This is a genomic window from Desertibacillus haloalkaliphilus, assembly GCF_019039105.1.
Lineage (GTDB): Bacteria > Bacillota > Bacilli > Bacillales > KJ1-10-99 > Desertibacillus > Desertibacillus haloalkaliphilus.
The window spans coordinates 21,762-48,246 of the sequence record NZ_JAHPIV010000013.1 but is presented as its reverse complement, the minus strand read 5'-3'; the positions used below and the strand labels follow the sequence as shown (position 1 = coordinate 48,246).

At 38.4% G+C, this 26,485-nt stretch carries 23 protein-coding genes and 2 pseudogenes; 23 read left to right on the top strand and 2 right to left on the bottom strand.

Going from position 1 to position 26,485, the window contains the following annotated elements; translation table 11 throughout:
• Window positions 1–11: 11 nt before the first annotated feature.
• The 21 genes and pseudogenes from KH400_RS15085 to KH400_RS14980 all read left to right on the top strand — a co-directional run bounded on the left by KH400_RS15085 (window position 12) and on the right by KH400_RS14980 (window position 23,409).
• Window positions 12–1,802, top strand: a complete 1,791-nt coding sequence (locus KH400_RS15085; protein ID WP_217225955.1) for a sensor histidine kinase — start codon at window positions 12–14, stop codon at window positions 1,800–1,802.
• Window positions 1,803–2,187: 385 nt separating this feature from the next.
• Entirely contained in the window at window positions 2,188–2,457 is a 270-nt protein-coding gene (locus KH400_RS15080) for a hypothetical protein (protein ID WP_246589687.1), read from the top strand.
• Between the two features lie 113 nt (window positions 2,458–2,570).
• Window positions 2,571–3,137: an NAD(P)/FAD-dependent oxidoreductase gene (locus KH400_RS15075; RefSeq protein WP_217225952.1), complete on the top strand. Its 567-nt coding sequence runs from the start codon at window positions 2,571–2,573 to the stop codon at window positions 3,135–3,137.
• Window positions 3,138–3,318: 181 nt separating this feature from the next.
• Window positions 3,319–4,659, top strand: coding sequence for a polysaccharide biosynthesis protein (locus tag KH400_RS15070; protein WP_217225950.1), 1,341 nt, complete (start codon window positions 3,319–3,321; stop codon window positions 4,657–4,659).
• A gap of 161 nt (window positions 4,660–4,820) precedes the next feature.
• Entirely contained in the window at window positions 4,821–5,405 is a 585-nt protein-coding gene (locus tag KH400_RS15065) for a DNA-3-methyladenine glycosylase (protein WP_217225948.1), read from the top strand.
• 88 nt (window positions 5,406–5,493) lie between these two features.
• Window positions 5,494–6,912 (top strand): D-alanyl-D-alanine carboxypeptidase/D-alanyl-D-alanine endopeptidase, encoded by a 1,419-nt coding sequence (gene dacB / locus KH400_RS15060; RefSeq protein ID WP_246589697.1) that lies wholly within the window; start codon window positions 5,494–5,496, stop codon window positions 6,910–6,912.
• Between the two features lie 61 nt (window positions 6,913–6,973).
• A pseudogene (locus tag KH400_RS15055) lies at window positions 6,974–7,690 on the top strand (DsbA family oxidoreductase).
• 67 nt (window positions 7,691–7,757) lie between these two features.
• The gene (locus tag KH400_RS15050) at window positions 7,758–8,441 is read left to right on the top strand and encodes a futalosine hydrolase (RefSeq protein ID WP_217225944.1); all 684 of its coding nucleotides are present in this window, start codon (window positions 7,758–7,760) and stop codon (window positions 8,439–8,441) included.
• Window positions 8,438–9,265: a 1,4-dihydroxy-6-naphtoate synthase gene (locus KH400_RS15045; protein ID WP_217225942.1), complete on the top strand. Its 828-nt coding sequence runs from the start codon at window positions 8,438–8,440 to the stop codon at window positions 9,263–9,265. Before KH400_RS15050 ends, KH400_RS15045 begins: the two co-directional genes overlap by 4 nt.
• A gap of 367 nt (window positions 9,266–9,632) precedes the next feature.
• On the top strand, window positions 9,633–10,817 hold the full coding sequence (locus KH400_RS15040) for a CPBP family glutamic-type intramembrane protease (RefSeq protein WP_217225940.1): 1,185 nt from the start codon (window positions 9,633–9,635) through the stop codon (window positions 10,815–10,817).
• A 95-nt stretch (window positions 10,818–10,912) separates the two neighbouring features.
• Window positions 10,913–11,173: a sporulation-specific transcription regulator SpoVIF gene (gene spoVIF, locus KH400_RS15035; protein WP_217225938.1), complete on the top strand. Its 261-nt coding sequence runs from the start codon at window positions 10,913–10,915 to the stop codon at window positions 11,171–11,173.
• Between the two features lie 269 nt (window positions 11,174–11,442).
• Window positions 11,443–12,462: a C40 family peptidase gene (locus tag KH400_RS15030; RefSeq protein ID WP_217225936.1), complete on the top strand. Its 1,020-nt coding sequence runs from the start codon at window positions 11,443–11,445 to the stop codon at window positions 12,460–12,462.
• Between the two features lie 536 nt (window positions 12,463–12,998).
• Window positions 12,999–14,642, top strand: a complete 1,644-nt coding sequence (locus tag KH400_RS15025; protein WP_246589685.1) for a sigma-54 interaction domain-containing protein — start codon at window positions 12,999–13,001, stop codon at window positions 14,640–14,642.
• Window positions 14,643–14,789: 147 nt separating this feature from the next.
• Complete coding sequence (locus tag KH400_RS15020; RefSeq protein ID WP_217225935.1) at window positions 14,790–15,923, top strand: acyl-CoA dehydrogenase family protein; 1,134 nt, start codon at window positions 14,790–14,792, stop codon at window positions 15,921–15,923.
• Window positions 15,924–15,928: 5 nt separating this feature from the next.
• A complete protein-coding gene (locus KH400_RS15015) occupies window positions 15,929–16,777 on the top strand; it encodes a 3-hydroxyacyl-CoA dehydrogenase family protein (RefSeq protein ID WP_246589683.1) in 849 nt (282 codons plus the stop codon).
• 390 nt (window positions 16,778–17,167) lie between these two features.
• Window positions 17,168–18,298: a type 2 periplasmic-binding domain-containing protein gene (locus KH400_RS15010; RefSeq protein WP_217225933.1), complete on the top strand. Its 1,131-nt coding sequence runs from the start codon at window positions 17,168–17,170 to the stop codon at window positions 18,296–18,298.
• A gap of 66 nt (window positions 18,299–18,364) precedes the next feature.
• Window positions 18,365–19,678, top strand: a complete 1,314-nt coding sequence (locus tag KH400_RS15005; protein ID WP_217225931.1) for a TRAP transporter large permease — start codon at window positions 18,365–18,367, stop codon at window positions 19,676–19,678.
• Between the two features lie 15 nt (window positions 19,679–19,693).
• Entirely contained in the window at window positions 19,694–20,221 is a 528-nt protein-coding gene (locus KH400_RS15000) for a TRAP transporter small permease (protein ID WP_217225929.1), read from the top strand.
• A 324-nt stretch (window positions 20,222–20,545) separates the two neighbouring features.
• Window positions 20,546–21,691 (top strand): acyl-CoA dehydrogenase family protein, encoded by a 1,146-nt coding sequence (locus tag KH400_RS14995; protein ID WP_217225928.1) that lies wholly within the window; start codon window positions 20,546–20,548, stop codon window positions 21,689–21,691.
• 12 nt (window positions 21,692–21,703) lie between these two features.
• Window positions 21,704–22,354 (top strand): annotated as a pseudogene (locus KH400_RS24150) (2-phosphosulfolactate phosphatase).
• Between the two features lie 65 nt (window positions 22,355–22,419).
• Entirely contained in the window at window positions 22,420–23,409 is a 990-nt protein-coding gene (locus KH400_RS14980) for an NADPH:quinone oxidoreductase family protein (protein WP_217225924.1), read from the top strand.
• An 88-nt stretch (window positions 23,410–23,497) separates the two neighbouring features.
• Here the strand turns inward: KH400_RS14980 and KH400_RS14975 are convergent, their stop codons facing one another.
• Together KH400_RS14975 and KH400_RS14970 are read right to left on the bottom strand one after the other, a co-directional pair.
• Complete coding sequence (locus tag KH400_RS14975; protein WP_217225922.1) at window positions 23,498–23,839, bottom strand: hypothetical protein; 342 nt, start codon at window positions 23,837–23,839, stop codon at window positions 23,498–23,500.
• Between the two features lie 124 nt (window positions 23,840–23,963).
• Entirely contained in the window at window positions 23,964–24,236 is a 273-nt protein-coding gene (locus tag KH400_RS14970; protein ID WP_246589681.1) for a PGDYG domain-containing protein, read from the bottom strand.
• 282 nt (window positions 24,237–24,518) lie between these two features.
• Between KH400_RS14970 and KH400_RS14965 the strand changes: the two genes are divergently transcribed.
• On the top strand, window positions 24,519–26,027 hold the full coding sequence (locus KH400_RS14965) for a class I adenylate-forming enzyme family protein (RefSeq protein ID WP_217225920.1): 1,509 nt from the start codon (window positions 24,519–24,521) through the stop codon (window positions 26,025–26,027).
• A 231-nt stretch (window positions 26,028–26,258) separates the two neighbouring features.
• Complete coding sequence (locus tag KH400_RS14960; RefSeq protein WP_217225918.1) at window positions 26,259–26,480, top strand: spore germination protein; 222 nt, start codon at window positions 26,259–26,261, stop codon at window positions 26,478–26,480.
• Window positions 26,481–26,485: the final 5 nt, after the last annotated feature.

Here is a 26,485-nt window from a genome sequence, read left to right as displayed (position 1 = left end):
GCTTATTGGTGATGGAAAACATATTGAAGCGTATGTCTTTTCGAAATAAAATTCTAATCGCTATGCTCCTTGTTGTTTCACTCTTAAGTGGTGGTTCATTATTGTTTGTCCATTCATTCAGTCAGGTGAATGATGTGAATCAGTTTAATAAGGAAAAAGTTCAAGAGTTATTATGGCTCAATGAATGGCAAAAAGAATTAGCGTTGAAACGCTATCAATTAGAACGCTTTTTAGAAACCGATTCAGAGTCAGTAATTGATGATTTTGATTATCGGGTAATTAGTGACATCGCAGATGAGGTTCCAGCTGCTCTTGTCGAGGTAAATAAAGATCTTGATATGATCAACTTTGTCTATGAAAATAAAGTAAAAGGGTTACTCATATATTCAAGTAACGATGCAGCAAAACAAGTGATCGAAGAAGAGTTGCTACCAATGATTACATCTGCAAAAGCACAACTAGATCAACTTCAGGGTGAGGCTTATACATCATTAACTGAGCAGTCGAGTGAGATACGTGAAATCATTGTCACCACGCTATGGATATTATTAATGATTACGAGTTTTGCAACGTTTTTATCAATCTATTTATCGTACAAAATTAGCCTAGGAATCTCCAAACCAACTGAAAAGTTAGTAGACAAAGTTAGTGCTATTTCAGAAGGTGACTATGGATTAACAATAGATAAGCATCCTCAGTATGAGTTTAAAAAATTAACTGTAGCTATCAATCAAATGTCAATACGGTTACGTGAGTCATTTGACACATTATATAAAGAAAAATTACTTCGTGAACAAATTTTGGCTTCAATTCCAATAGGGATTATTACTTTATATAATCAAGGTCATCAAATCGAGATTAATAGCCAAGCACGCAAGCTTACCGGTGTGACAAGTAAGGAACTTGAGCACTTGGTTAAGGGTTCTATTCGATTAGATAAAAATAAAGAGTTGTGGGAGCTGTTTCGATCTGGTGAGTTTTTTGATACGAAAAAAATTCAAATCGATTCTTCAGGAAAGGAATCAAAAGTGTTAGTTTCACAGTCACCACTTTTCAATGAAAAGGCTGAGATCGTCGGACGGATTTTTTACTTTTTAGATGTATCATCGGCGGATGCACTTGAAAAAAGAATTCATCGATCGGAAAAATTAGCGCTCGCGGGCGAAGTGGCGGCAAGCTCTGCTCATGAAATTAGAAATCCGTTAGCGGTTATTCATGGATTTTTAACGATTATGAATCAAACAGTCGACGAGCATGAACGTGATCAATACCAATTGCCGTTAATTTTAAAGGAGATCGACCGCATTAATTATATTATTGAGGATATGTTAATGCTAGCTAAGCCAGGAACCCCAAAGAAAAACGACTATTATATTCACACTGTTTTAGACGAAATTTTACCAATTATCCATTCAAGTTGTCCTGTTGATATTTCGATTGATGTTAGTTTAGAGCGGCTCCTAGTTCATATCGATTTTAACCAAATGAAACAAGTGTTTCATAATTTGCTTAGAAATAGCATACAGGCTTTAGGTGAAGAAGGGACGATTTCAATTACATCAAAACAAGAAAATGGACAAGCATTGATTTACATTGCAGATGATGGACCAGGGATTCCAGAAGAGATGAAAGCACAAATTTTTGAACCGTTTATTACGAATAAAGACGATGGAACTGGTTTGGGTTTAACGATTATTCGAAGGGTGCTTGAAAGTCATGAAGGGAGCATCCATTTAGTCTATTCAGGAAGAAAAGGGACTGTATTTGAACTGATGCTCCCGTTAGTCGATCAAGCTCAATAGTTGCGTTTCTACCACATTCTTCTTCAGGGATGTAGTAAAAGGTGAACATGACCTTTTGGGCATCCCTTGTTTTCGAATAGTCAAGGGCTGATTTGAAAATAATACCTATAAATTGTAGGTGACCCATGACAAATTGAGGTGAGAAGTAAAGAATAATACCAATTATGAAGAAAAAAGGACGATCATTATTCCGTTGCTACTTTGTGTGGCGGCAGTTCTTGTCGGTCTCTACACGACGCAATTCTATTCTCCTCGACAGGCTGGAGAGGGTTTCTATATTGGATTTACGTTATCCTTTCTTCTTTTTTATATGGTGTAAGGACTGATTGACTATGTGATGGCTATAGTGGCTTAGCGTCGCAATGAATTCTTTAGGAGGTGGAGCATGATACAGGTTGATGGAAGCTTAATTGTAGGTACATATGATGAAGCAGATGATGAATTTACAGTGCAACAAGTCAAACATCTAACAACTGAAACGGTACTCACTAAATCTCAGTGTGAACAACTGTATGACTATTTAAAAAAACACGAGAAGGAAGAAGGAGGTCAAGTGGTCTCTCTATACGATCAATTGTTAATACCTCTTAAAGAAAATGAGATTCAACTGCTTGTAAGTGATTTGGGACGAGTTCAACAATTATACCAGTCATGAGAGTAGCTAAGGATTTACGAACATAATGTCGAATGTTAGAGCATCTTGCTTTACTTCATCACCTTTTTTTCCTAAGATGAAAAATGAAGTTAAATGAAGAAGGAGATGGGAAGATGTATGATATCGTAATCGTTGGCGGGGGACCAACAGGTGGAAGTGCAGCGTTATTTGCAAGTAAAGCAGGTAAAAAAACGCTAGTTATTGATAATCAAAAAAGTGTAACAAAAAAAGCATGGATGGATAATCATTATGGTGTAGATGGTATCTCTGGACCAGATTTATTAGAGGTCGGGAAAAAACAAGCGGTTAAATTTGGAACAGAATGGGTTGAAGGTGAAGTTTCAGATATTCAAACCGATGGTGATAAACAAACTGTTTATACAGAAGATGGAAACACATATGAAGCAACACATGTGATCCTTGCTACTGGAATGGTCGCAGCGCTTGCTGAAAAAATTGGTGTTCGTACGATTCCAGGGACTGAACCTCGTATTAAAACAATTATAGACGTTAATGCGGAAGGTCAAACAAATAAGAAAGGGATCTGGGCTGCTGGAACAATTGCAGGTGTATCGATGCATACAATTATAACAGCTGGTGACGGTGCAAAAGTAGCGATTAATATCATTAGTGAAATCAATGGTGAACGTTACGTTGACCATGATATCCTTAAAGGGTAGACGGGTTTTATCTGATCAACTAAGACTTGTAGAAAAGCAGGTTAAATGAAGTAAGGTCTGCAAAAATCCTTTCTTGAACTAAAATCAAGAAAGGATTTTTGACCTTCTTTGAAATGTTTTCAATATAATTCTGATCCTTGTCTCATAGGTATGGAATAGAGATGAGATAAGGAGAGACGATATGAATACATTTCTAAAAGGTTCATTACTACTGATCGTAGCAGCGTTTATCAGTGAGTGTTTAGAATTTCTAATTAACATGGTCCTTGCTCGTGAATTAGGAGAAGAAGGATTAGGTCTTTATATGGCGATCTTACCAACGATCGTTTTTCTCGTTGTGATCGCAAGTATGGAGCTGCCGATTTCAATTTCAAAGGCGATTGCCGAAAAAGACAGGGTTTATCATCGTAGTTTTTTGCAGCATACGGTTCGATTTACAGGAGCTTTTACAGTTGCTTTTTTTCTTATCGCAGTTATCGTCTTTCCACTTCTCCCTGTATTTGATAAATATCATCCGTTATTAAAATGGCTGTTATTATTGCTCGTACCGATTATATCGTTTTCATCTGTAGCTAGAGGTTATTTTATGGGCTCTCAACATATGGGGAAAATTGCAATAGCCAATTTTTTACGACGAGCTGTGCAATTAGTATTGTTAATCGCTGTTTTTCAGTTGTTTCATTTTGATTCGGAAGTGGCGATTTTAATCTCGATTTGTACGTTAATTGCAACTGAATTGGTTGTTTTTTTATACCTGTTTATTCAATTTATTGCTGTGATGAAGGGATTACGTCGTCAAACGTCAAAACAAGTCAAGCAAACATCGGCATTGCATGCGCTATTGTCAGTTTCGCTTCCGACAACGGGGCTCAGAATTTTCCATGCAGCTTCATTTGCTGTGAAGCCATTCCTAATCAAATTTGCACTTATGCGTGCGGGAATGGGAGAGGAATTAGCTGTGATACAATATGGTAAGTTAGCAGGGGTTGCCTTTACGATTGGTTTTTTTCCCGCCTTTATCGCCCATTCTTTACTCATTATTCTTATTCCTACAGTATCGGAAGCGTACGCAAATAAAGATTTAACAAAATTAAAACGGTTAATGCAAAAAGTGATGGTATTTACGTTGGTTTATGCTGTCCCAGCTGCGACCGTGTTTTACTTCTTTTCTGATGATTTAACTAGTCTATTCTTTGAGGATTCTCCAGCAGCTGTGTACTTACAATTGCTCGTTCCTTATTTCTTTTTTCATTTTTTTGTTATTCCGATGCAAGCTTTTTTAATTGGACTAGGACTTGTTAAAGATGCTTTTCTTCATTCGGTTTGGTCAACGAGCCTTTCGTTTCTTTTAATGATCGTTCTCGGTTCAATGCCTCAATTGCAAATGGATGGAATCATTATTGGGATGAATACAGGAGTTGTTTTATTAACGTTAATGCACTATGTGACCATTCGCGATAAAATGCAACAACCGTTAAGTTGGAAATTCTCATCGAATCGACCGACATTTTTCAATAAGTAGACAAACGTCGCTAGCGTTAAGGTTCAATTACTATAAAATGAATAGTAACATCTCTTTTTGTTGCCTCCATCATTGCTAGAGCAGTGAGTGGGGGCTTTTCTTTAAGAAGCGTAACCGACATAATAATAATAAATGGAGATATTGTGAAAGAGGTGGATAAGATGTCTTTTCTTCCTGTAAATCGTGACTTTTTTTTAATGCCGACACTTGAACTTGCACAATCGCTACTTGGGATGTTCCTTGTTAAAGAAACAGAGGAAGGGCTGACAGCAGGAATGATTGTTGAAACAGAAGCATATATAGGACCGTCAGATAGGGCCGCACACAGCTTTGGAAATCGACGAACACGTCGAACGGAGGTGATGTTTGGCCCAGCAGGGTTTGTTTATACGTATGTAATGCATACTCATTGTTTGGTGAATGTTGTCAGTGGAGATGTTGAACAGCCCGAAGCGGTTCTCATTCGCGCGGTTGAACCCATCATAGGTATTGAATTAATGTATCAGCGTCGTGGTAATAAAAAGGAGCGAGAGCTAACGAATGGCCCTGGAAAGCTAACTAAAGCACTTGGGATTGTAAAAGAAGATTATGGGCGCCCGTTGTACGAAAAACCTTTATTTGTTGCAGAAGGAAAGCGGACTGATACGATTTCCTGTGGTCCACGAATCGGCATCGATAATAGTGGTGAAGCTAAAACATATCCTTGGCGCTTCTGGATTCCTAATAATCGTTTCGTTTCAAGGTAATCGGGACCAGGCTTGCCATGAATTAAGTTTGTTAGTTGGAGGGAAACAAGTGAGAGGAACAAGACGAGCATTACTCTTGTTATTGTTTATGTTCGCTGTTGCGTTACCTGTACAGGCCCAGATAACCGATGTAACATTTGGTGGAAAAATTGAGCAGCTTCTGCAAGAAAATGACGACTTAGATGGAGCGATTGCGAGTATCAGTGTCCGTGATGCAACTACCGGAAAACTTCTCTATGATCACCTTGGTGACCTTCGTTTGAGACCAGCGTCTAACTTGAAACTTGTAACAGCAGCCGCTGCATTAGAGGTGTTAGGGGAGGATTATGTCTTTTCAACAGAACTATTCAAAGATGGCGAGCGATTTTGGAAACTGATAATAGGGAATGTTTACATAAAAGGAAAAGGAGATCCAAGCCTTGTTAACGACGATTTTAATGAATTAGCCGCTCAGTTACGTGAGCGTGGGGTAAGCTATATTCACGGTGATCTCGTTGCAGACGATACGTGGTATGATGACGTTCGTTATTCGATTGATTTACCGTGGAGTGATGAAACAGCTCCATATGGAGGACAAGTTTCAGCTTTAACGGCATCAGCGAGTAATGAAGAAGATGTTGGTACAGTGACCGTCGAGGTGAGACCAGGAAAGGAATTGGGGGAAAAAGCAACAGTTACGCTATGCCCAAAGAATAACTATGTTTCGATCAAAAATCAAACCAATACGGTCGACAGTGGTCATGCGGAGCCACTTACGGTTGAACGAATTCATGGTACAAATACGGTAGTTATATCAGGAGAGGTTGCGATCACTAGTGACGGGGATACTGCGACGATTGCAATTTGGGAACCAACAGGATTTGCGCTTGATTTATTCAAACATGCGTTGCAAGAACAAGGGATTAGATGGAGGGGGGATCTAAGGTTTGGCGAAACGCCTGATGGGACAGACGTGCTTTATTCTCATGTGTCGAAGCCACTAGCAGAACAACTTGTACCATTTTTAAAACATAGTTTTAACGGGTATGGTGAAATGTTCATCAAGGAGATTGGCAGAATTAGCAAAGGGGAAGGGAGTTGGGACGCTGGAATTGATGTTGTAGAAGAGGTGTTGATACGCTTTGGTGTCGATCCAAAGACAGTTGTCATCAGAGACGGTTCCGGGATTTCTCATGTCAATTTAATCCCCGCCAATGAGCTCACGAATTTATTATATGCCATCCAAGATCAATCATGGTACCCTACTTTTTTGAATGCTTTACCAGTTGCTGGAGCAAGTGATAAAGAGATCGGTGGAACACTTTCAAAGCGAATGAACGACTTAGCATCACAAGGAAATGTAAGAGCAAAAACTGGGACAATTTCTACGGTAAGCTCTTTATCCGGTTATGTAACAACGAAAAGTGGAGACGAATTAATCTTTTCCATTATTCTTAATAACTTAACGAATGGTTCAAAAGCAAAAGCGATCGAAGACAAAATAGCAACCATTTTAGCGAACGCTTGAGCAAATCGGATGACAGCGAGACAGCCCTTAGGTATAGTAAAAAATGAATTGAGGTGTCTATATGAAAATAGAAGTTTGGTCTGATTTTGTTTGTCCATTTTGTTATATTGGCAAACGTCATTTAGAGGAAGCACTTAATCATTCCCCGCACCGGGACAATGTTGAAGTAGAGTTTAAAAGCTTCGAATTAGATCCTTATGCAAACCGTGAAGCTGAGGGAAGTTTTTATGAACTAATTGAGAAGAAGTATGGGATGTCGATAGAAGAGGCAAAGAAGACGAGTGAAGGTATGGCTAACCAAGCAGCTTCTGTTGGTTTAGACTTTAGGTTTGATACGATGATCCCTACAAATACTTTTGATGCCCATCGTCTAGCCAAGTATGCTGAGACAAAGGGAAAAGGACATTCTCTTACTGAGCGTTTATTATAAGCATATTTTACTGAATCAAAACACCTTGGTGATCATCAAACATTAATACAAATAGCGACGGGACAAGGGTTGGATAAAAAGGAAGTAGAGTTGGTATTAAAAGGGAACGATTTTGAAGACGATGTTCGTCATGATGAGAGAGAAGCAAAAGAAATTGGCGTTCAAGGTGTTCCATTTTTTGTGATTAACCGTAAATATGCAATCTCAGGTGCACAACCGACACATGTGTTTGCTGAAGCGATTGAAAAAGTATATGATGAAGAGCAATCAGTGAATCCGTTACAACCGCTTTCAAATAATGAAGGAGCTTCATGTACAGATGATGGATGTGAAGTTAAAGAGGAATAATAGGTAAGAGCACAACGGAAGGGTTTCGAACACGACTTATCAAGTATTTATTAAAGGGGATTGTACAATGGATGTAGATAAAACAAAAGCAGAACAACCCTCGCCGATGGGAAGAGTTCTTGTGGTGACGTCCGTACCTGCAGAACAAGAAGCAGTCTTGCGTGGACTTTCGAATACAAACCGCGTCGATGTTATTGTTTCTGGTGTAGGGATTGCATCAGCTGCTGCTTCTACTGCGGCGGCACTTGTTCGTGGTCAATATGATTTAGTGATTAATACTGGAATCGGTGGTGGTTTTAAGGGACAAGCAGATCTTGAAGATGTGGTTGTTGCAACTGAAATAGTTGCTGCTGATCTTGGTGCCGAAACGACTGAGGGCTTTACTAGCATTGATCAATTAGGCTTTGGATCGAATCGTCTCACAGTTGAATCTGAATTGGTGAAAAAGGTTACGACATTATTACGCAGTGCTGGCAAACAAGTAAAGGCTGGTCCTATTTTAACATTATCAACGGTAACGGGGACAAAGCAATCAGCGCTTGACCTATCCGGGCGTATTCCTGGAGCTATGATCGAGGCGATGGAAGGATTTGGTGTAGCAACAGCTGCTAGCCAACAAGGGGTGAAGTTTCTTGAAATCCGTGCGGTATCAAACCTTGTCGGTCCACGTGATCGCGAATCTTGGAAAATCAAAGAAGCATTAGATCAACTTACAGAAGTTAGTTCAATTTTAGAGGAGGGCCTACGATGAAAATTGCATTTTCGCCATGTCCAAATGATACATTTGTTTTTCATGCTTGGGTGCATGGTCTGATACCGAATGCGCCAAAGCTTGATGTTACATATGCTGATATTGATATTACAAACAGTTTAGCAGTAAGTGAAAATGGTCCTGATATTTTAAAGATCTCATACGGAGCCCTGCCGTGGGTACTAAAAGATTATGCGTTACTTCCGTGTGGAGGTGCATTAGGTAGAGGTTGTGGACCATTGATTTTAACAAAAGAGGGAACGAAACAGGATCCTTCATCTTTATCTGGTCGACGTGTAGCTGTACCGAGTGAACGGTCAACGGCTTACCTGCTCTTTCGCTTATGGGCAGCTGATCATGTGCCAGGAGGTGTCGGTGAAATCGTCGTCATGCCATTTGATAAAATCATGCCAGCTGTACGTGATGGAGAGATTGACGCTGGACTTGTTATCCATGAAGCGCGTTTTACATACCCTTCTTTTCAACTTGAAAGTCTTGTTGATTTAGGAAATTGGTGGGAAGAAGATACCCATTTACCAATCCCTCTCGGAGCGATTATCGCCCACCGTTCTTTAGATTTAGAAGCGATTGCAGGTTGGATTCGTGAGTCGGTTCGCTATGCATGGGACAATCCTAATGCCTCACAATCCTATGTCCTTGATCATGCCCAGGAGATGTCTAGTGAGGTAGCCAACTCACATATCGATTTGTATGTGAATGAGTTTACCGCTGATTTAGGTGATGAAGGGTATCAAGCTGTTCGCTCGCTTCTTAGTCGTGCAGCTAAGGAAGGGTTAGTTCCCAACATTGATATTGATTTATGAATGTGGAATGAAGGCAAGACGCAGAAACGATAAGGAAATTTGAAAGAAGTTCTTTTTCAAGTATGACGCTTGGAAGGGGGCTTTTTTTCATGGTTGTAATGGGTACGGACTGGGCCAGTAATGTTGAATAGCCAGTGAAGCGGGCCTACTCGCACCGCCTTTGATTGGAGTATGAGGGAGAAATCACTGATGAGGATGAGCCGGTTCAAGGAGTAGATAAATTCCCCCTACTTACTAAAATTTACTTTCGGTAAAAGGGGGGTAGATCACGTATAATGAAAGGAGATTTGACCAAAAAAGACAACTACTACGGTTTTTAAATTGACCAAAGTCGTTTTTAGTATCATAGATCCATTAGGAGGGGCTTATGGTTCATACAACAAAAGATTTACTGGCTGAACTGAGAACGAACCGATATACAGCTGACTTTTCTGAGCAAGAACTTCACGTCTTATCTAAGTTTTGCGATGTTTATATGGTTGATAAAGGTCAAACCATTTTAAAAGCTGGAGAGTTGAATCAATCGATATTCTTAGTCAGCTTTGGAGAGATCGGTGTTTATCATAGTAATAACAGTCATGATCATGAAGAACTCGTTCATAGATTAACAGATAATGATTATTTTGGTGAAGCCGCCTTGTCAGAGGAACAACTTGAGCCTTTCACTAATCAAACACATAAGCCGACGATGCTTATCAAAGTGAATATACATGCAATTATGAACGACCGAGAGCACCAAGAACTATATATTCACTTGTTGCATAAGCGGATCAGTGATCATTCGGAAAGAAAAATCCCTGAAACTCTATTAGAAAACGATAGAATGATGGTTGTTCATACAAGTGAGGAGCGTAAACGGTATCAAGCATTGGGAAAGCTAGCAAGTCGTTTATTGATTGCCCTATCGATCTATACGTTATTATTAGTTTCATTAACAGATCTTGTTGCTACATTAGGAGCTTCAACTATTGTTGATGTAACGTTATTAATTGGATTTGCGTTAATGATCTACTTCATTATCAAATCAAGTGGTTTTCCATTACGGTCATTTGGATTACGTATCGATAACTGGAAACAAGAAGCTACCGAAGCAGTGAAGTTAACCCTACCCGTACTAGGTTTCTTCATGGTGTTAAAATGGGTACTAATAACATTTGTCCCGTCTTTTTCGCATATGTCACTATTTAACGTAGAGGCAGCTTTTGCTGACACTGGATTTACAGTGTCTCTATTTATCATGACAATATTCATCTACATCGTCTTTTCCGTTGTACAAGAGTTTGTTGCAAGAGTTGGACTTCAATCCGCCTTTGAAAAGTTTCTCCCTCATACCAAAGCAAAAATGTTAAAAGCGATTCTATTATCTAACCTTTTATTTGCAGTCGCACATTCGCACATTGGGCTTGTGTTTGCTTTGGCTGCTTTTATTCCCGGACTCTATTGGGGTTGGTTGTTTGCGAGACAACGCTCACTAGTTGGTGTGTCTATCTCACATATGTTAATCGGCATTTGGGTACTCTTTTTATTAGGCTATCCTGAATTTTTGCAGTAAAGTGGAACTTTCTTGTACATTAAACTAACCATTTTACCTTCTTCTTCATATAGTATTAGTGTACTTTGCAATATTTGAGGGAGAGGTGAAATGGTATGAGTCAAAACCCATTTTTTCAAAACATTGAAAAGAAAACAGGCGTCAAAATGGAAGATGTGATGAAGTTAGCAAACTCTGTACAAAATGCGAACCTTAAAGATGAAGCGACCGTTCGAGGATTGATTAAGCAAGTGGCGGACCTAGCAAATAAACCTGTCAGTAAAGAGAAAGAAGATCAAATTGTTGATGCCATTGTTAATGGTTCTCAGCAAATGAACTTTGATACACTTGCAAAAATGCTTGATAATAAAAAGTAATGTGCAGGGGGTTATATCCCCTGTACTTTTTTGTGCGAAGTGCGCGAACAGGGAAGTCCGCTTACAGGTTCACTGAGCAAGAGAAGTTGATTAGGGAAAGGATATTGTTAAAGTGAATGCGCCAAGGGTGGTGTGTTCACTTTCATTTTTACCGCGTCTTGCGGATGTGCAATATATTGAAATTCATTTTTTGAAAAAGACGGACATAAGGATGACAGGGACAGCGAATGATGTATCGTTTAAGTCTGTTTCATTAGGAGGAAGTGTCCGTGTTTAGAAGATTTACAAAATCATCAGTCACCTTTACGTTGTTTTTTATCGTTCTGTTCGCACTTGAAGAAAGTCGTGTATTTGCTTATGAGTCAATTATAGAAACAGCAAAAGAACAGCTTGGTGTCCCTTACCAATTTGGAGGAACGACGCCGTCAGGATTTGATTGTTCTGGATTCATTGGGTATGTATACCGTGAAAACGGAATTGAATTACCGCGTACAGCTAATGAGCAGTTTCAAGCAGGGAAAAGTGTTGCTCGTGAAGATTTAAAAAAGGGAGATCTTGTCTTTTTTGAAACGTATCAACCAGGACCATCCCATTCGGGAATTTACCTTGGTGAGGGTGAGTTCATCAGTGCAACAACATCAAGTGGAATCGCGATTAGAGATGTTGACGATCCTCATTATTGGGGGCCGCGGTATTTAGGGGCAAGACGTGTTTTAGAGGAACAACAAATGCCTGATCAGCAAGTGCTGTCCGAATTATCACCTGGAAGCTACCATGATGTTAACAGTTCTCATTGGGCTTATAGCGAAATCACTGATTTAGGGAAAAGAGGAATTGTTACAGGGATGCAACAGAGCTTGTTTTACCCTGAACATCAATTAACACGCGCACAAGCTGCAATTATTTTCACCCGTATATTTGAGCTGCAAAGTCATCAATTAGAAGTATCTTTTACGGATATATCAAGTGACTATTGGGCGGCAGGAGAAATAGCAGCTGTTGCTAATGCTGGTCTGTTTAATGGATATGAGGATGGATCGTTCCGACCAAGTGAGCCATTGACGCGTGAACAGACAGCAGCACTTTTAACAAGGGCATTTAATGTGCAAAAAGGGGCTACAGATGTATCCTTTATCGATGTCAGTCAAACGAACTGGTCTTATGATGCGATTGTACGTTTAACAGCTAGTGGAATAGCAGGAGGTTACGAAGACCATACATTCCGACCAAAACAAACGGTTACGCGAGCGGAATTTGTCGTGTTTGTACATAGAGCGATGCAACATTAGGTTGCCAGAAAAGAAGCGATGCCGCTATGGGTTCGCTTCTTTTTAATATCTTGACTATCATTAACTGCCTCGATCACATGGAGTCGCGTTATTAGGTTGTAGTAATAAGTTATGTTTTAATGTAAAGAATGAGTACAAGTCAAAAGGTTTAAAAAGATAGGAGTTTGATATGGTGAAAAAACAAAAGTCTTTTTATAAACGATGGTGGTTTTGGGTTCTAATTATAGCATTTATTAGTGCTAATCTCTTGATCGGAAACGGTTCTAACAATGAAAGAGAGGCTGAGGAATTAGAGCAACGAAACTCCCCAGTTGAAAGTAATATATCGACGCATTAACAAATGAATAGAACTATTACATCCCTTTTGTAACCAATGGGTAACTTCTGTAATTGTATCTAGTAATACAATTGGTTAAAGGGCATTTTTGTTATAAAACTAAGCGATGATGCATAGTTTCGCATAGGTTGACTTATCTTGTTTTATAAAGATAAGTGAACCTAGCTGTTAAGTCTAATTTTTAAAGGTGAGGTTAGAGATGGAATTCAATCTTTCGGATGTTCAGTCAGTTGGTATTATTCATTTAAATTGTGGTAAAGAGGTTTTATCATCAAATGAAGTTGCAGAGTCGTTCTTATGTGATGTAGGAATAGAGTATTTGAGGCAATTGATTGATATGGAAGTAACCCACTTTTGTTTCTGTAAGGACCGATCTGAAGTTGAAATTTTATATTTAACAGGTTGTTATTTACTAATGATTCATTATAAATCGCCTATGAGTTTTAAAGAGTTGATGTCTCATAACGAATATAATCAATTCATTCAATCTTCATTTGATGGGTTTGTGATTTGCGATATTGATGGTACTGTGCTTTTTCAAAATCCGGCTGCAGAAAAGTTAACTAGATTACCTGCGACGAAAGTGGTTGGAAATAATATTCGTACACTTATTAATGAAGGGACTATAGACAATGCCGTGACATTCAAAGTTTTGGAGCAGAAGAAACCTGTTACGATGATTCAAAATATCTTAACTGGAAAGAACGTGTTGGTTTCAGGTGTCCCTGTATTTGATAAAGCTGGAGCAGTCAAGAAAGTTGTGTGTAGTATACGCGATTTAACGAAAATAAAGCAATTAGAGCAGGAAAGGATAGATCTTGAGAATAAAAATGAATTAGTCACTCAAGAATTAGAAAAGTTAAAAGCGAAACAGCAATCCCGTAATGGAATTGTTGCGTATGATCAATCCATGAAAATAGTATTAGAAAGGGCTACTAAAGTCGCGCCTGTGAACTCTAGTGTATTAATTTTAGGTGAATCCGGAGTCGGTAAGGAAGGAATTGTGAATTTTATACATGAACATAGCAATCGACGAGAAGCTAATTTAGTAAAAGTTAACTGTGGGGCAATCCCTGAACAACTATTAGAATCTGAATTATTTGGTTATGAAGCTGGTTCGTTTACCGGAGCAAGTACTAATGGTAAGAAAGGGTTATTTGAAGCTTCCTGTGGTGGGACGATTTTTTTAGATGAGATTGGTGAAATGCCGATGTCTTTACAGGTAAAGTTACTTCGTGTATTGCAAGAGAATGAAATCACAAGAGTAGGTGGTACGAAGGCAACCAAAGTAGATATACGAGTAATTGCAGCGACAAATAAAGATTTATTAAAGTTAATTGACCAAGGGAAATTTCGTGAGGATCTATACTATCGCTTAAATATTATCCCCATTTATGTTCCCTCGTTACGTGAAAGAAAAAATGATATTATTCCACTAGTCTACCATTTTTTAAATCTTATAAAAAATAAATACGGTGTAAATCGGATGTTCACTAAAGAAGCATTATTAGCGTTTGAAGAATATCACTGGCCTGGGAATGTTAGAGAATTACAAAATGTTATCGAGAGAGTAAGTTTAATGTCAGCCCAGCCAATTATTGAACGCGAGGAAGTAAGAAAAGAAATGAGATTAGAGCCACTAGAAAAAAAAGAGACAGTTACTAAGGAAATGTTCATACAAGAGCAACAGTTATCTTTGAAAGATCGTATTGAGAATTATGAAAAAATGATAATAAATGAGCTGTTAAAAAAGTATTCTAGTGTGCGAAAAACAGCAAAAGCATTGAGAATAGACCCATCTACGTTATCTAGAAAAATACGAAGGTACAAATTAAAAGTTTAAGTATTGCATAATTGCAACACTAATGTATTTTTGCAACAAATATCATTGCATTATCACAATCTAACTTTATAAAATACTGAAAATTCAGTTTATGTAGATTGGCATGAAAATTGCTTAATAAAAAGGTGAGTGAAAAGGAGGGAATCTATGTTAACAGAAGAAATGCAGATGATTAGGAGTTTCATAAGGTCAATAGCTGAGGACCATTTACGTCCATTAGCTCAAGAAGTTGATGAGAAAGAGGAGATTCCTAGAATGCACTACCAACTGTTGTCTGAACATCGGCTTTATGGAATGAATGTTCCTGAAAAGTTTGGGGGCACGAACATATCGGCGTGCAGTCATTTATTAGCGATTGAAGAGGTAGCTAGGTGTTGTGCTTCGACATCTGTTTTGTTAACGACACAAGCACTCGCAATTGCTCCAATTTTAATAGGTGGCTCTGAAAAACAAAAAGAAAAGTATATTACGCCACTGGCAACAGGAGCACGAATAGGCGCTTTTGGAATTACGGAGCCTCAAGCTGGTTCTGATACGGCACGGATTCGTACGAGAGCAGAGAAGGACGGTGATTATTATGTGTTAAATGGGAGGAAAGTATTTATTACTAATGGTGGTGAAGCCGGAATCTATGTTTTTGTAACGACTGTAGATAAATCTATGGGAAATGGTGGAATAACCCTTTTTATTGTAGAAGATGGTACCCCTGGTCTGACCTTTGGGAGAAAAGAAAATAAAATGGGGATAAAAGGTTCAACAACTAGAGAAGTAATACTTGAAAATGTACGTGTTCACAGATCGCAAATGATTGGAGAAGAAGGGAGTGGATTCCGTGTATTAATGCATTCACTAAACCATACACGGCCAGGAGTTGCAGCTCAAGCTTTAGGTATCGCCCAAGGAGCATTGGATGAAGCAGTAAATTACGCGAATGAAAGAAAACAGTTCAATCAAGAAATCATTCACTTTCAAGGTGTGCAATTTATGCTCGCTGAGATGGCAACCCAAGTTGAGGCAGCTCGAAGGCTTGTTTATTATGCAGGGGAGTTGCTTGACCAAGAGTCAACTGATGTAATTAAAGTTGCTTCAATGGCAAAGCTATTTGCTTCAGATGTGGCTATGAAAGTTACAACGGATGCTGTACAAATCTTTGGGGGAAACGGATACATGAAGGATTTTCCTGTTGAAAGAATGATGAGAGATGCAAAAATAACTCAAATTTACGAGGGCACAAATCAAATACAAAAATTGATCATTGCTAAACAACTATTAAGGAGATGAAAGTGATGAACTTTTGTGTGATTGGTGGCGGATTAATGGGGTCAGGTATCGGACAAATTAGCGCCCAAGCCGGTATGAAGGTGACTATTATTGATGTTAATGAACGAGCGTTAGAAAAATCCCAAAAACGTATTCATGATTCGCTTCAGCGATTAGAAAGTAAAAATATTATAAAAAATAGAGAGAACATACAATCAAAGTTATCCTTTACATCAGAATTTAATAGTCTTAAATATGCTGATGTCATTATAGAGGCCGTACCAGAAAATTTAAAATTAAAGAAAGAAACTTTTAAAAAAATTGATGAAATGTCTAAAGTTGATAGTTTAATCGCCACGAATACTTCTAGCTTATCAATTACTGATATTGCTAGTGTTACTAAGCGCCCTGACCAAGTCATTGGAATGCACTTTTTTAGTCCTGTTCCTATGATGCCACTATTAGAAATTGTAAAGGGTTATAAAACATCCGATAAAACATTTTATTATGCAAAAGAAATTGGTGAAAAGTTAGGCAAACGGATAATTGTTGCAGAAAAAGATTACCCTGGATTCCTAATGAACCGTATCTGGTTACCGATGGTAAATGAAGCATGTTTTGCAGTGATGGAAGGGGTCGGTAGTCCTGAAGAGATTGATCAAGGGTTTATTGATGGCTATGGTCATACTATGGGACCGTTAAAAACAATCGACATGGCTGGCCTAGATATAACACTAGCTGCGTTGGATGCCTTGTATGTTGGTTTTAATGACCCAAAATATCGGCCTTGCCCATTACTTAAAAAAATGGTTGAAGCTGGTGATTTAGGGAGAAAGACTGGAAAAGGGTTCTATACGTATAACGATGGAAAGTGAAAGTGATATTTTTTTATAGGTTCATCCTCACCAATCAATGTATTATTATGGGATTCAATAGGGTGAAACAATGGTGATAATGTACTGAAATTGTCCAGCGCAAAAACTATTAAGGATGCATATAGGGGGAGATATCTGTTTTGACAATAAATGAAAACGCTTTCTGAGTGTCGTTGAGGTTGATTTGTTTAGTTTATTGGAAGGTATGATTTTAATAAGTTCACAATTGGTAATGTATAATCCGCCAAATCGGTAAAAGAAATTAGGAAGTATAGGGTTGCCAGTGAAAGGTGTGTAAATGCAAAAAGATATTATGTCAAAAAGTTTATTATAAATGAAGTCGAAAATAACGGTTACTGTGTTCAGCTTAAAAAAAGAAGGAGGAGAAATATGAAAAGTTTTTTTGTAATATTCTGTTTATTTATAATTTCTATTGTTACTACAGCCTGTGTACAAGATGGTAGTAACAATAACGGATCACAATCAAGTGAAAATAGCGAAGACACAATTACACTCCGTGTATCCTCGTCATTAAGTCCGCAAAACGGATGGTGGGCTGGCTTCTTTATTCCTTGGATGGAGAGTGTTGAAGAAAAATCAGAAGGGAAAGTTCAATTTGATTATTTCACTGCTGAAGAACTCCTGTCAGTTGGAGAAGAACTACAAGGAATGCGTGAAGGAACGATTGACATCGCGGCACCTTTATGGACAGTTTATGACCCTCAACGTTTTCCGCTCAGTGAAGTAACGATGTTACCATTAACAGATTCCGATCCAATGATGGCATCCTTAGCTTATAGTGAACTTGTTCAGAGTGAACTAGAGTTGGTCGATGGAAAAACTTATGCGGACTATGAATTTGTTGAAAAAGGGATTAAAGCTCTCCCTATCCCAACGACCGAACAATATGTGATTTCAACAAAAGATTATGAGTTTAATACAATTGAAGATTTTGAAAAAGTGTCACTTCGATCACCTTCTCGAGTACATGAGGTTTTTGCAAATGAAGTGGGGATAAATACAGTCACACTCCCTTCAACAGAATTATTTGATTCTGTAAATAGAGGGGCTATGGAAGGAAGTTTCTTTAGTATCTCAGACTGGACTGGATATGGTATGCAGGATGTTTTTAATTATACGCTAGAAGGTATTAACCTTGGTCATTATAGTGGTGTTTGGGCGATGAGTGAGGATAAATGGAACAGTCTACCAAAGGAGATTCAAGATATTATGATTGAGGCGGCAATTGAGCAAATTCCAGGCGGGGCACAGTTATGGATGGATCGTTCAATAGAAAATAAAGAAAATTCAATAGAAGATGGTGGTGTGTTTGCTACGACAGCTGACCTAGAACCTGAAGCTGAAGAAATGGTTCTACAAGGTATGGAAAATACGTGGTATGAATGGATTGAAATGACTGAGAGTAATGGGCATCCAGGAACGCAGATAGCGAAACTATGGAGAGATTTAATTGTAGAACAAGGTGGAACTGTACCTGAATCGATTATGAATCTTGAATAATTTGTTCGAAAGCAAAGGCGTTTTGTCGCCTTTGCTTTCGAAAACCTATAGAAGGGGGGCTTATAAATGACCTTAGAAATGTTTTTTTTGCTTATGATTGCTTTATTTATCGTACTTATGTTTGCTGGATTGCATATCCATTCGGTTCTTTTAGGTGTTGGCGTGATCGGGATAATTATTCTAGAAGGCCCCAGCTATATCACTTCTTTTTTGCAAAGTGACCCTTATACAAGGACAGCAAGTTACACACTTACGACCATTCCATTATTTATTTTAATGGCCCAATTTGTTTTACAATCAGGAATCGTTCGTGATATGTATGCGGTCATTTTTCAATTATCGAAAGGGAAATCTGGATTATTAGGTGTTTTAACCGTTATTGTCGGTGGTTTGTTAGGAGCTGTCTCAGGTTCGACAACAGCCTCATCAGCAGCCTTAGGTCAAGTTGCAGTACCAGAATTAAAAAAGCATGGGTTTCGTGAAGACATCTCCGGTGCAACCATAGCTGCGGCAGGTTCCTTATCAGGAATTATTCCTCCAAGTATTATATTAATTCTATATGGAGTGATAACAGAAACACCTATTGGAACTTTGTTTATCGGGGCGATTATCCCAGGTCTACTAATGATCCTAGTGATTATCGTATGTATGTTATTTCTTCATTATAAGACGAATCAACATCAAACCATTGATAATGGAGATAGTGGAGTAGGTAAAATATCAATCTCTATCCCTCGAATTGTTCTTGTTTTTACCATTGCAGCATCGATCATGGCTATTATTTTTGGTGGGATTTATACAGGGGTTTTCACGCCTACAGAAGCAGGTGCAGTGGGGGCATTTGTTAGCTTTATTGCTGCTATATTATTACGGAAAGTAAATAAAGAATTTTTTGTAAAGTCGTTTAGTGAAACTATTAAAATAACATCAATGGTTTTAATGATCATGATTACAGCGCAAATTTTTGGTCGCTTTATTTCTGTCTCTATGTTGCCCAGAAAGCTGATAGAGTTTATCGGACCATTAATTGACTACCCTATGCTTGTACTCGTTCTCTTTGTGCTAGTGTATTTTGTTTTATTTATGTTTATTGAAGGTGCAGCCGTCATTGTGATGACAACACCAATCCTTTTGCCTATCGTTCAGCAAATGAATGTAGATTTAATCTGGTTTGGCATATTGGTTTCAGTGATTTGTACAATTGGATTAATTACACCGCCAGTTGGGTTAAGTGTCTATGCTGTAGCCGGCGTAACAGGGGTCTCAGTTGAAAGGCTTTTCAGGTATACCATCGTGTTTGCTATTGCTTTGGTAGTTGTTGTTTGTGGCCTGTTAATTTTATTCCCTGAGTTAGTGACATTCTTACCAAATTTAATGTAGAAGGAGGGGAGAGATATGGTCATTTCAATTAAAAGGGCTTATGCTATTTTTGAAAAGGTAAAAATAGTCGGTTTATACGTAAGTGGGGGGACCATTTTTTTTATGATGCTGTTTATTGTAACAGATATTCTAAGCAGAAATCTATTTAAATCTAGTTTACTAGGGGCCTATGAGATCACGCAGTATTATTTGATGCCTTTAGCTGTTTTCCCAGCTCTTGCTTATGCTTATGGAACTGGAATTATGCCTCGTATAGGGATCCTAGTTTCAAAATTAAAACAAACGTATCAGAAGTGGATTACTGTTTTGTTGTTAGGGTTTGAATTAGTTTTATTTCTATTGCTCACCTATTATGGGTGGCAGTATGCATTAATTGGAACATCTGAAACTTTAGGTTTTAGTTCAGGTGGTGAGATTTTACCGATTTATCCAGTTCTGTATTTTGTCCCCCTAGGTTTTTTTATGTTATCCATTGAAGTATTTTTTTTATTAATTAAAAATTTGTATTCAAAGAAACCTTCTTATGTTATGAAGGAGAACTGAGGATGTTTATCAGTACAGGGTTGTATTTTGTAATCGAGCGAAAAAAAGCAGTGAAATAACAGATTCAGGGATTGTTGATGAGCAAACAATCCCTGAGTAGATTAATGAGGGCTTCAATCGAGTATGATTACGACTAAAATCAGGCTTCTTTTAAACCAGCGTTTTCCACGTCTGATGCAAAAAGAGAAGGTAATTTAAGAGTTTTTTTGCTAATTTAAAGCCTTATTAACAAAGAATCTTTACATGAATGACGAATAACTTGAATAAGTATAATAGGGAACTGATCATGGCTGTATTTTAAAACATTAGGAGGTAGAGACATCGGTGAAGAACCTTCCGTACAAGAAAGAACATGATATATTTCGTCAATCATTACGACGTTTTTTAGAAAAAGAAGCCTTACCTTTCTATGATGAGTGGGAGCAGCAGAACTATATACCGAGAAACTTTTGGAGGAAATTAGGTGAACAAGGTTATTTATGTCCATGGGTAGATGAGCAGTATGGTGGATTCAATGCTGATTTTCTTTATTCGGTGATCGTCAATGAAGAGATGGAAAAAGTAGGGACAGGTTTAATTGGAGTTGGACTTCATAATGACATTGTTACCCCTTACCTTGATTCATTTGGCAGTGAAGAACAAAAGAAAAGATGGTTGCCAAGCTGTATATCAGGTGAAGCTATTTCTGCGATTGCGATGACGGAACCAGGTGCAGGGTCAGACCTAGCGAATATTCGAACTACCGCTCGCAAAGATGGTGACGAATATATAATCAATGGTGAAAAAACGTTTATTACAAATGGGCATAGCGCCGATCTCGTTGTAGTCGTATGTAAAACAAATCTGGAGGCAAATCCAGCTCATAAAGGGATTAGTTTATTTGTCATAGAAAATGGCACTCCTGGTTTCACAAAAGGGAAAAAAATTAAAAAGGTTGGACAGCACGCCAATGATACGTGTGAGCTTATTTTTGAAGATGTCCGTGTTCCTGCAAGTCATTTACTTGGTGAAGAAGGCAAAGGGTTTTATTATTTAATGGATAAATTGCAGCAAGAGCGGTTAGTGGTAGCAATTGGTGCAATTGTTGCGGCAGAACAGATGGTAGACATTACTGTGGATTATACGAAGCAGAGGCGTGCCTTTGGGCAACCAATCAGTGCGTTTCAGAATACACAATTTAAGCTAGCTGAGATGGCAACGGAAATTAATATTGGACGAACGTACGTAGATTCGTTAATTGCCAAGCATATGGATGGAGTGGAGATCATCACTGAAGTGTCGATGGCAAAGTGGTGGCTGACTGATTTGGCAAAAAAAGTAGCAACCGAATGTATGCAATTACACGGCGGATATGGCTATATGGAAGAGTACGAGATCGCTCGACGGTTTAGAGATGTTGCGGTGACATCGATATATGCTGGGTCAAATGAAATTATGAAAACGATTATTGCTAAAAGGATGGAATTATAGTCAACTCAATGAATCACGGGGGAAGGAAGACTAGACAGTTGTAAAATAAGCAATGTACAACGGGCGAATGAGAAGTTAAAGGAATCTAAAAACTATCATAGAGAAGATGTCGTTCTCATTGGGGAAGATGTTGGGAGAACAATTGCTGGTTACTTAACGCCAAGTCCGATCCAGCTAAAAGAAAAGGTTCGAAATAAAGCAGTGATCATGTCGACTACCTATGGTATAGTAGCGATTTTTAAATCTAGGCATACATGACAAGTATATACAGCATCTTTGCTAAATGGAGTTTATGCTGCAAAATAGTTAGGGAAGGTGAATATCGAGAAATCGATCCTAGTTGTCTGTTCAGGTTCGTCGGGCCGGTTTAATGTTGAAGATTTTTATGGGGCTGGTTACTTTATTCATCATCTGTTAGAAGGAGCAGTAGCTGAATATTCACTGACGGATGCCGCACAAGCAGCTCTTGGCTTTTATCAGGGGAATGTGCACCGAGGAAAGAAAATAATAGAAGAATCTGAGGTAGGAAGAAAACTTCTAACTAGTATATATAAAACAGATATGAGCTATGTGTTACAACATGGAGTGATCTCGAATCTTCCATATTTACATGGAAAGCGAATGATTGTTTGTGAAGCAAAGGAGAAAGCAACCTTAAATTGAAAAAAGGCAATTCTCATAGTTTTATAGCCTTTTCTAAAAAAAATCATAAGGAGTGACATTTAAGAATGAATGGATGGACAGTTAATGAATATGGTGAACCAAGTGATGTTTTAAAGGTAGTGGAACAGTCTCAACCAAAAGTTAAGGTTGGGGAAGCGCTCATTGAAGTGGAATCAGCTGCGTTAAACTTTTTTGATATATTATTATGCCAAGGTAAGTATCAAGAGAAGCCACCTTTTCCCTTTACGATTGGCGCTGAAGTCTCAGGAAGGGTTGTTCAAATACCAGAAGGCAGCTCATTAAAAGAAGGACAGCGAGTATTAGCATTGCCGAAACTTCCTTCAGGAGGATTAGCTGAATTTGTTGCTGTAAATGAAGGTTTGATTTATCCGATACCAGAATCGATGTCTTGGAATGAGGCTGCTTCCTTTTTTATGACCTATCATACTTCTTTTTATGCGCTTCATGAACGTGGTAACTTGAAAGATGGGGATGTGTTACTAGTGCATGCGGGTGCCGGAGGTGTTGGATCAGCAGCGATTCAATTAGGAAAAGCTACAGGTGCATACGTAATTGCAACAGCTGGAGGTCAAGAAAAAACAAACATATGTAAGGAACTTGGTGCAGATGTTGTCGTTGATTATACGTCAGAAGATTTTGTTCAAGTTGTAAAAGAACACACAGGTGGTAAAGGTGCAGATGTGATTTTTGATCCTGTGGGAGGCCATGTGTTTGATCGTTCTCGTAAATGTATTGGCTTTGATGGCAGAATTCTTGTGATCGGATTTGCGGGTGGAGACATTCCTAGTGCTCCAGCTAACCACATGCTAGTGAAAAATTACTCCGTTGTAGGTGTACATTGGGGGCTTTTTGCAAAGCTAAAACCAGAGGAAGTCAGAAAAGAGCACGATAGGTTGTTAGATTTATATGAGGATAGAAAGATAAAGCCATTGATTTACCGCGAGTTTGCATTTGATCAGGTTCCGAGCGCATTAGACCTATTAGCCCAGCGAAAAACGTGGGGGAAATTAGTCGTGAATGTAAAGACTAATTAGAAATTGAGGAATATCAATAATAGATTCAGTAAAGAGGGCAGAATTTCTCCCATATTTGTACGGATGATATGAGAAATTCTGCAATGCCTCAATAACGTGCCCTTCGGCTAGAAACTTCAGCTAACCCGAGGACTTGGGTACTGATCACTCGTGCAATATGTGGGGAATAGGATTTGAGTGCGGGGAATACCTTTCCCGTATAATCATTAATATGATGACACTCATAATGATGGTTGAGATAAATAGTAAGTAGACACCTTACTTCTATGCATGTCTGACCGTTATATATAAATGGGGGGGAGACCTCATTTATCTCATTTAAAATCACGTTTCGATTACTTGCAAACAATTTTTTAACTTCTTTTTGAGGTTGAGTTTCATCAACAACTTTAACAATGATTTTGGCAATTGTGTCGGCTTTTATCATCATTTCTTCTTCACCTTTTCAGCTCGCATTTATTGTTATGATTTATTCGTGAATCAGTGATATTTTACTAGATTTCTTAGTAAAACAAAATAGGTTGCATCGTTTATTTTCCTATTCTAAGAAAGAGCTAAACATTTTTTGATTGAAATAATTGTTTCGATTTTCTCTTTAACTTGCTAAATGTTGACTTAAAAAAGGCTTTCACGTGTGTACTGTCTTTGATTGGCTCATAAGTCTTTTTAAATAAATCCGGCTTGCATGGATATTGTTCACCATTGGCATCAGTAATCAAATAGTCGCCTGGTTGACCTTCTATAACACCATCTCCCGTCTCAATTGTAATCGATCGCGTGAGCTTAACAGCCTCGATTACAACAGGTTTCGTTCTATATTTAGCCATTGGTTTCGTCCTTTCAGTTGATATTTTTGAAATCGTTATGTCCTACACTTATTGTTTTCAATTATTTTATTCATAAGTGGTACAAAATGTGAACATTGTACACGTTGACGGTTACAAGCTTCGTTTTGTTTGTCTCCGGAGAAATCACCCAAATGATAATAATACATTTGTTTTAAAACATAAGAGGTAGTAATTGTTTCAAATGTATTAAGGAGTTTATGTAAAGCGCTTACATAGAGTGCGCCAACAACCATATTGTGAATAGAAAGGGGTATTTCATCTATGTTAATTGCTAATGAATTAAAAAAAAGGGTTGAACAGCAACCGAACAAATTGATTTCTGTCTTTAATGATCGTAAAACGACCTATCGTGAGTTTTATAAACGAGCAGAGAAACTCGCTGGATATTTTCAAGAACGAGGGTATGGGAAAGACGATGTTGTTGCGCTATTGCTACCGAATACAGATTATTTTCTAGTTTGTTATTATGCTTGTCAAATAGGCGGATTTCCAGTATTACCAATAAATACAAAATTAGCAAGTTCAGAAATAAGCTATATTCTTGATCATTCAGAAGCAAAGGCACTTATTTATGATAAGCAATTTGAAGATACGGTGAACAAGCTCGTACCCAATATATCATCTCTACAAGATACGGTGACAGTAGGGGATACACATACACCTAATCGTTTAGAGGATATCGTTGCAGGCCCCGATCGTAAAGTACGACAAAACCAAACCGAAGACGATGACACGGCTGTTATTTTTTATACGTCTGGAACGACAGGAAGGCCAAAAGGGGTCATGTTAACGAATAAAAATATTCTTTCGATTGCACAAATCTGGAGTGAATCGATGGAATTAACAAATGAGGATCGGATGCAAATTGTTGCTCCTCTTTTTCATTGTGCCGCCAGTCATGTATTTATGGTACCTATTATCTATTCAGGTGGCATGCTCGTCATTGAAGAAGGCTTCTCACCAGAGCGCGCGATCAAGACGATGGAAAGCGAAAACGTAACGATTTTCTTCGGTGTGCCTGCGATGTATAGCATCCTGCTTACCTCACCTCGCTTACAACAAGTTTCAGTACCTCATTTACGTTTGCTTACGTATGGCGCTGCACCAATGCCATTTGAGTTAGTGAAGCGTGTGAAGGAGGTTTTTTCCGATGTTAAGGTTCAAAACCTCTATGGACAAACGGAAAATTCACCTGGTGCAACGACATTAAAAGACCATCACGCTTTAGAGAAAGTCGGTTCTGTCGGTGAACCATTACCACAGAGCGAAGTCCGTGTCGTTGATGAATGTGGAAAAGATGTAGCAGTTGGTGAAGTCGGTGAAATCATTGTAAAAGGACCGCATGTGATGAAAGGGTATTTAAAAAACGAGGAAGCTACAAGGGAAACATTAAAAGATGGTTGGCTCTACAGTGGTGATTTAGGCCGCCTTGATGAGGAAGGCTTGCTTTATATTGTTGATCGCAAGAAAGATATGATCATTCGAGGAGGAGAAAATATTTACCCTGTGGAAATTGAAGAGGTTCTTTATCAGATCCCAGAAATTCTAGAAGCAGCGATTATTGGCGTCCCTGATGAAGTCCTTGGAGAAGTTCCAAAAGCAGTAGTTGCCATGAAAGAAGGAAAAGCAGTAAGTGAAGAGCAGATCATAGACTATTGTTTAGAACGATTAGCCAAATATAAAGTGCCTAATGAGGTTGAATTTGTGTCATCCCTACCTAGAAATGCAAGTGGTAAAGTCTTAAAAAGACAATTACGAGGAGACAAATAAACAAAATGAGGTCAATACATTATATTGAAGGATGAGGAGCGAATGGTGATAGCTTAAAGGACACTGAGGAACTCAGCGTTCTTTAAGCTATTTTTTTTGGGTACGTTTCATGTAGGGAACAAGAGTAATTAGATAAGTGTAAATTTTTATGATAACGGATACATGATGAACACCTAGAAAAAAAGTTCATATACTGTACTAACAACTTTGAAATAAAAGGGTGTTTGATCTATGCCAGCAATCGTTGGAGCGATAAAAGTGAATAATGTTTCAAGTAGTGGCGTCTTTTTGGTCGGTGATGCGTTTCGTGTAGCACCTTTTAGCGATGCGAAAACATTTGCTGGGGCAGGATCATTTAATACTGGGGACTATTTAAACGTTCGGAGCGACCGTAGTGCAACAAATGTGAACGATTCCGATGTATTTGATCAAAATATGACTGCTACGCTCTAAGGTGG

Excerpts from the sequence above, each read along its gene's own strand:
- KH400_RS15085 (WP_217225955.1), top strand. The coding sequence starts at position 12 with ATGGAAAACATATTGAAGCGTATGTCTTTTCGAAATAAAATTCTAATC.
- KH400_RS15080 (WP_246589687.1), top strand. The coding sequence starts at position 2,188 with ATGATACAGGTTGATGGAAGCTTAATTGTAGGTACATATGATGAAGCA.
- KH400_RS15075 (WP_217225952.1), top strand. The coding sequence starts at position 2,571 with ATGTATGATATCGTAATCGTTGGCGGGGGACCAACAGGTGGAAGTGCA.
- KH400_RS15070 (WP_217225950.1), top strand. The coding sequence starts at position 3,319 with ATGAATACATTTCTAAAAGGTTCATTACTACTGATCGTAGCAGCGTTT.
- KH400_RS15065 (WP_217225948.1), top strand. The coding sequence starts at position 4,821 with ATGTCTTTTCTTCCTGTAAATCGTGACTTTTTTTTAATGCCGACACTT.
- dacB (WP_246589697.1), top strand. The coding sequence starts at position 5,494 with ATGTTCGCTGTTGCGTTACCTGTACAGGCCCAGATAACCGATGTAACA.
- KH400_RS15050 (WP_217225944.1), top strand. The coding sequence starts at position 7,758 with ATGGATGTAGATAAAACAAAAGCAGAACAACCCTCGCCGATGGGAAGA.
- KH400_RS15045 (WP_217225942.1), top strand. The coding sequence starts at position 8,438 with ATGAAAATTGCATTTTCGCCATGTCCAAATGATACATTTGTTTTTCAT.
- KH400_RS15040 (WP_217225940.1), top strand. The coding sequence starts at position 9,633 with ATGGTTCATACAACAAAAGATTTACTGGCTGAACTGAGAACGAACCGA.
- spoVIF (WP_217225938.1), top strand. The coding sequence starts at position 10,913 with ATGAGTCAAAACCCATTTTTTCAAAACATTGAAAAGAAAACAGGCGTC.
- KH400_RS15025 (WP_246589685.1), top strand. The coding sequence starts at position 12,999 with ATGGAATTCAATCTTTCGGATGTTCAGTCAGTTGGTATTATTCATTTA.
- KH400_RS15020 (WP_217225935.1), top strand. The coding sequence starts at position 14,790 with ATGTTAACAGAAGAAATGCAGATGATTAGGAGTTTCATAAGGTCAATA.
- KH400_RS15015 (WP_246589683.1), top strand. The coding sequence starts at position 15,929 with ATGAACTTTTGTGTGATTGGTGGCGGATTAATGGGGTCAGGTATCGGA.
- KH400_RS15010 (WP_217225933.1), top strand. The coding sequence starts at position 17,168 with ATGAAAAGTTTTTTTGTAATATTCTGTTTATTTATAATTTCTATTGTT.
- KH400_RS15005 (WP_217225931.1), top strand. The coding sequence starts at position 18,365 with ATGACCTTAGAAATGTTTTTTTTGCTTATGATTGCTTTATTTATCGTA.
- KH400_RS15000 (WP_217225929.1), top strand. The coding sequence starts at position 19,694 with ATGGTCATTTCAATTAAAAGGGCTTATGCTATTTTTGAAAAGGTAAAA.
- KH400_RS14980 (WP_217225924.1), top strand. The coding sequence starts at position 22,420 with ATGAATGGATGGACAGTTAATGAATATGGTGAACCAAGTGATGTTTTA.
- KH400_RS14975 (WP_217225922.1), bottom strand. The coding sequence starts at position 23,839 with ATGATGATAAAAGCCGACACAATTGCCAAAATCATTGTTAAAGTTGTT.
- KH400_RS14970 (WP_246589681.1), bottom strand. The coding sequence starts at position 24,236 with ATGGCTAAATATAGAACGAAACCTGTTGTAATCGAGGCTGTTAAGCTC.
- KH400_RS14965 (WP_217225920.1), top strand. The coding sequence starts at position 24,519 with ATGTTAATTGCTAATGAATTAAAAAAAAGGGTTGAACAGCAACCGAAC.
- KH400_RS14960 (WP_217225918.1), top strand. The coding sequence starts at position 26,259 with ATGCCAGCAATCGTTGGAGCGATAAAAGTGAATAATGTTTCAAGTAGT.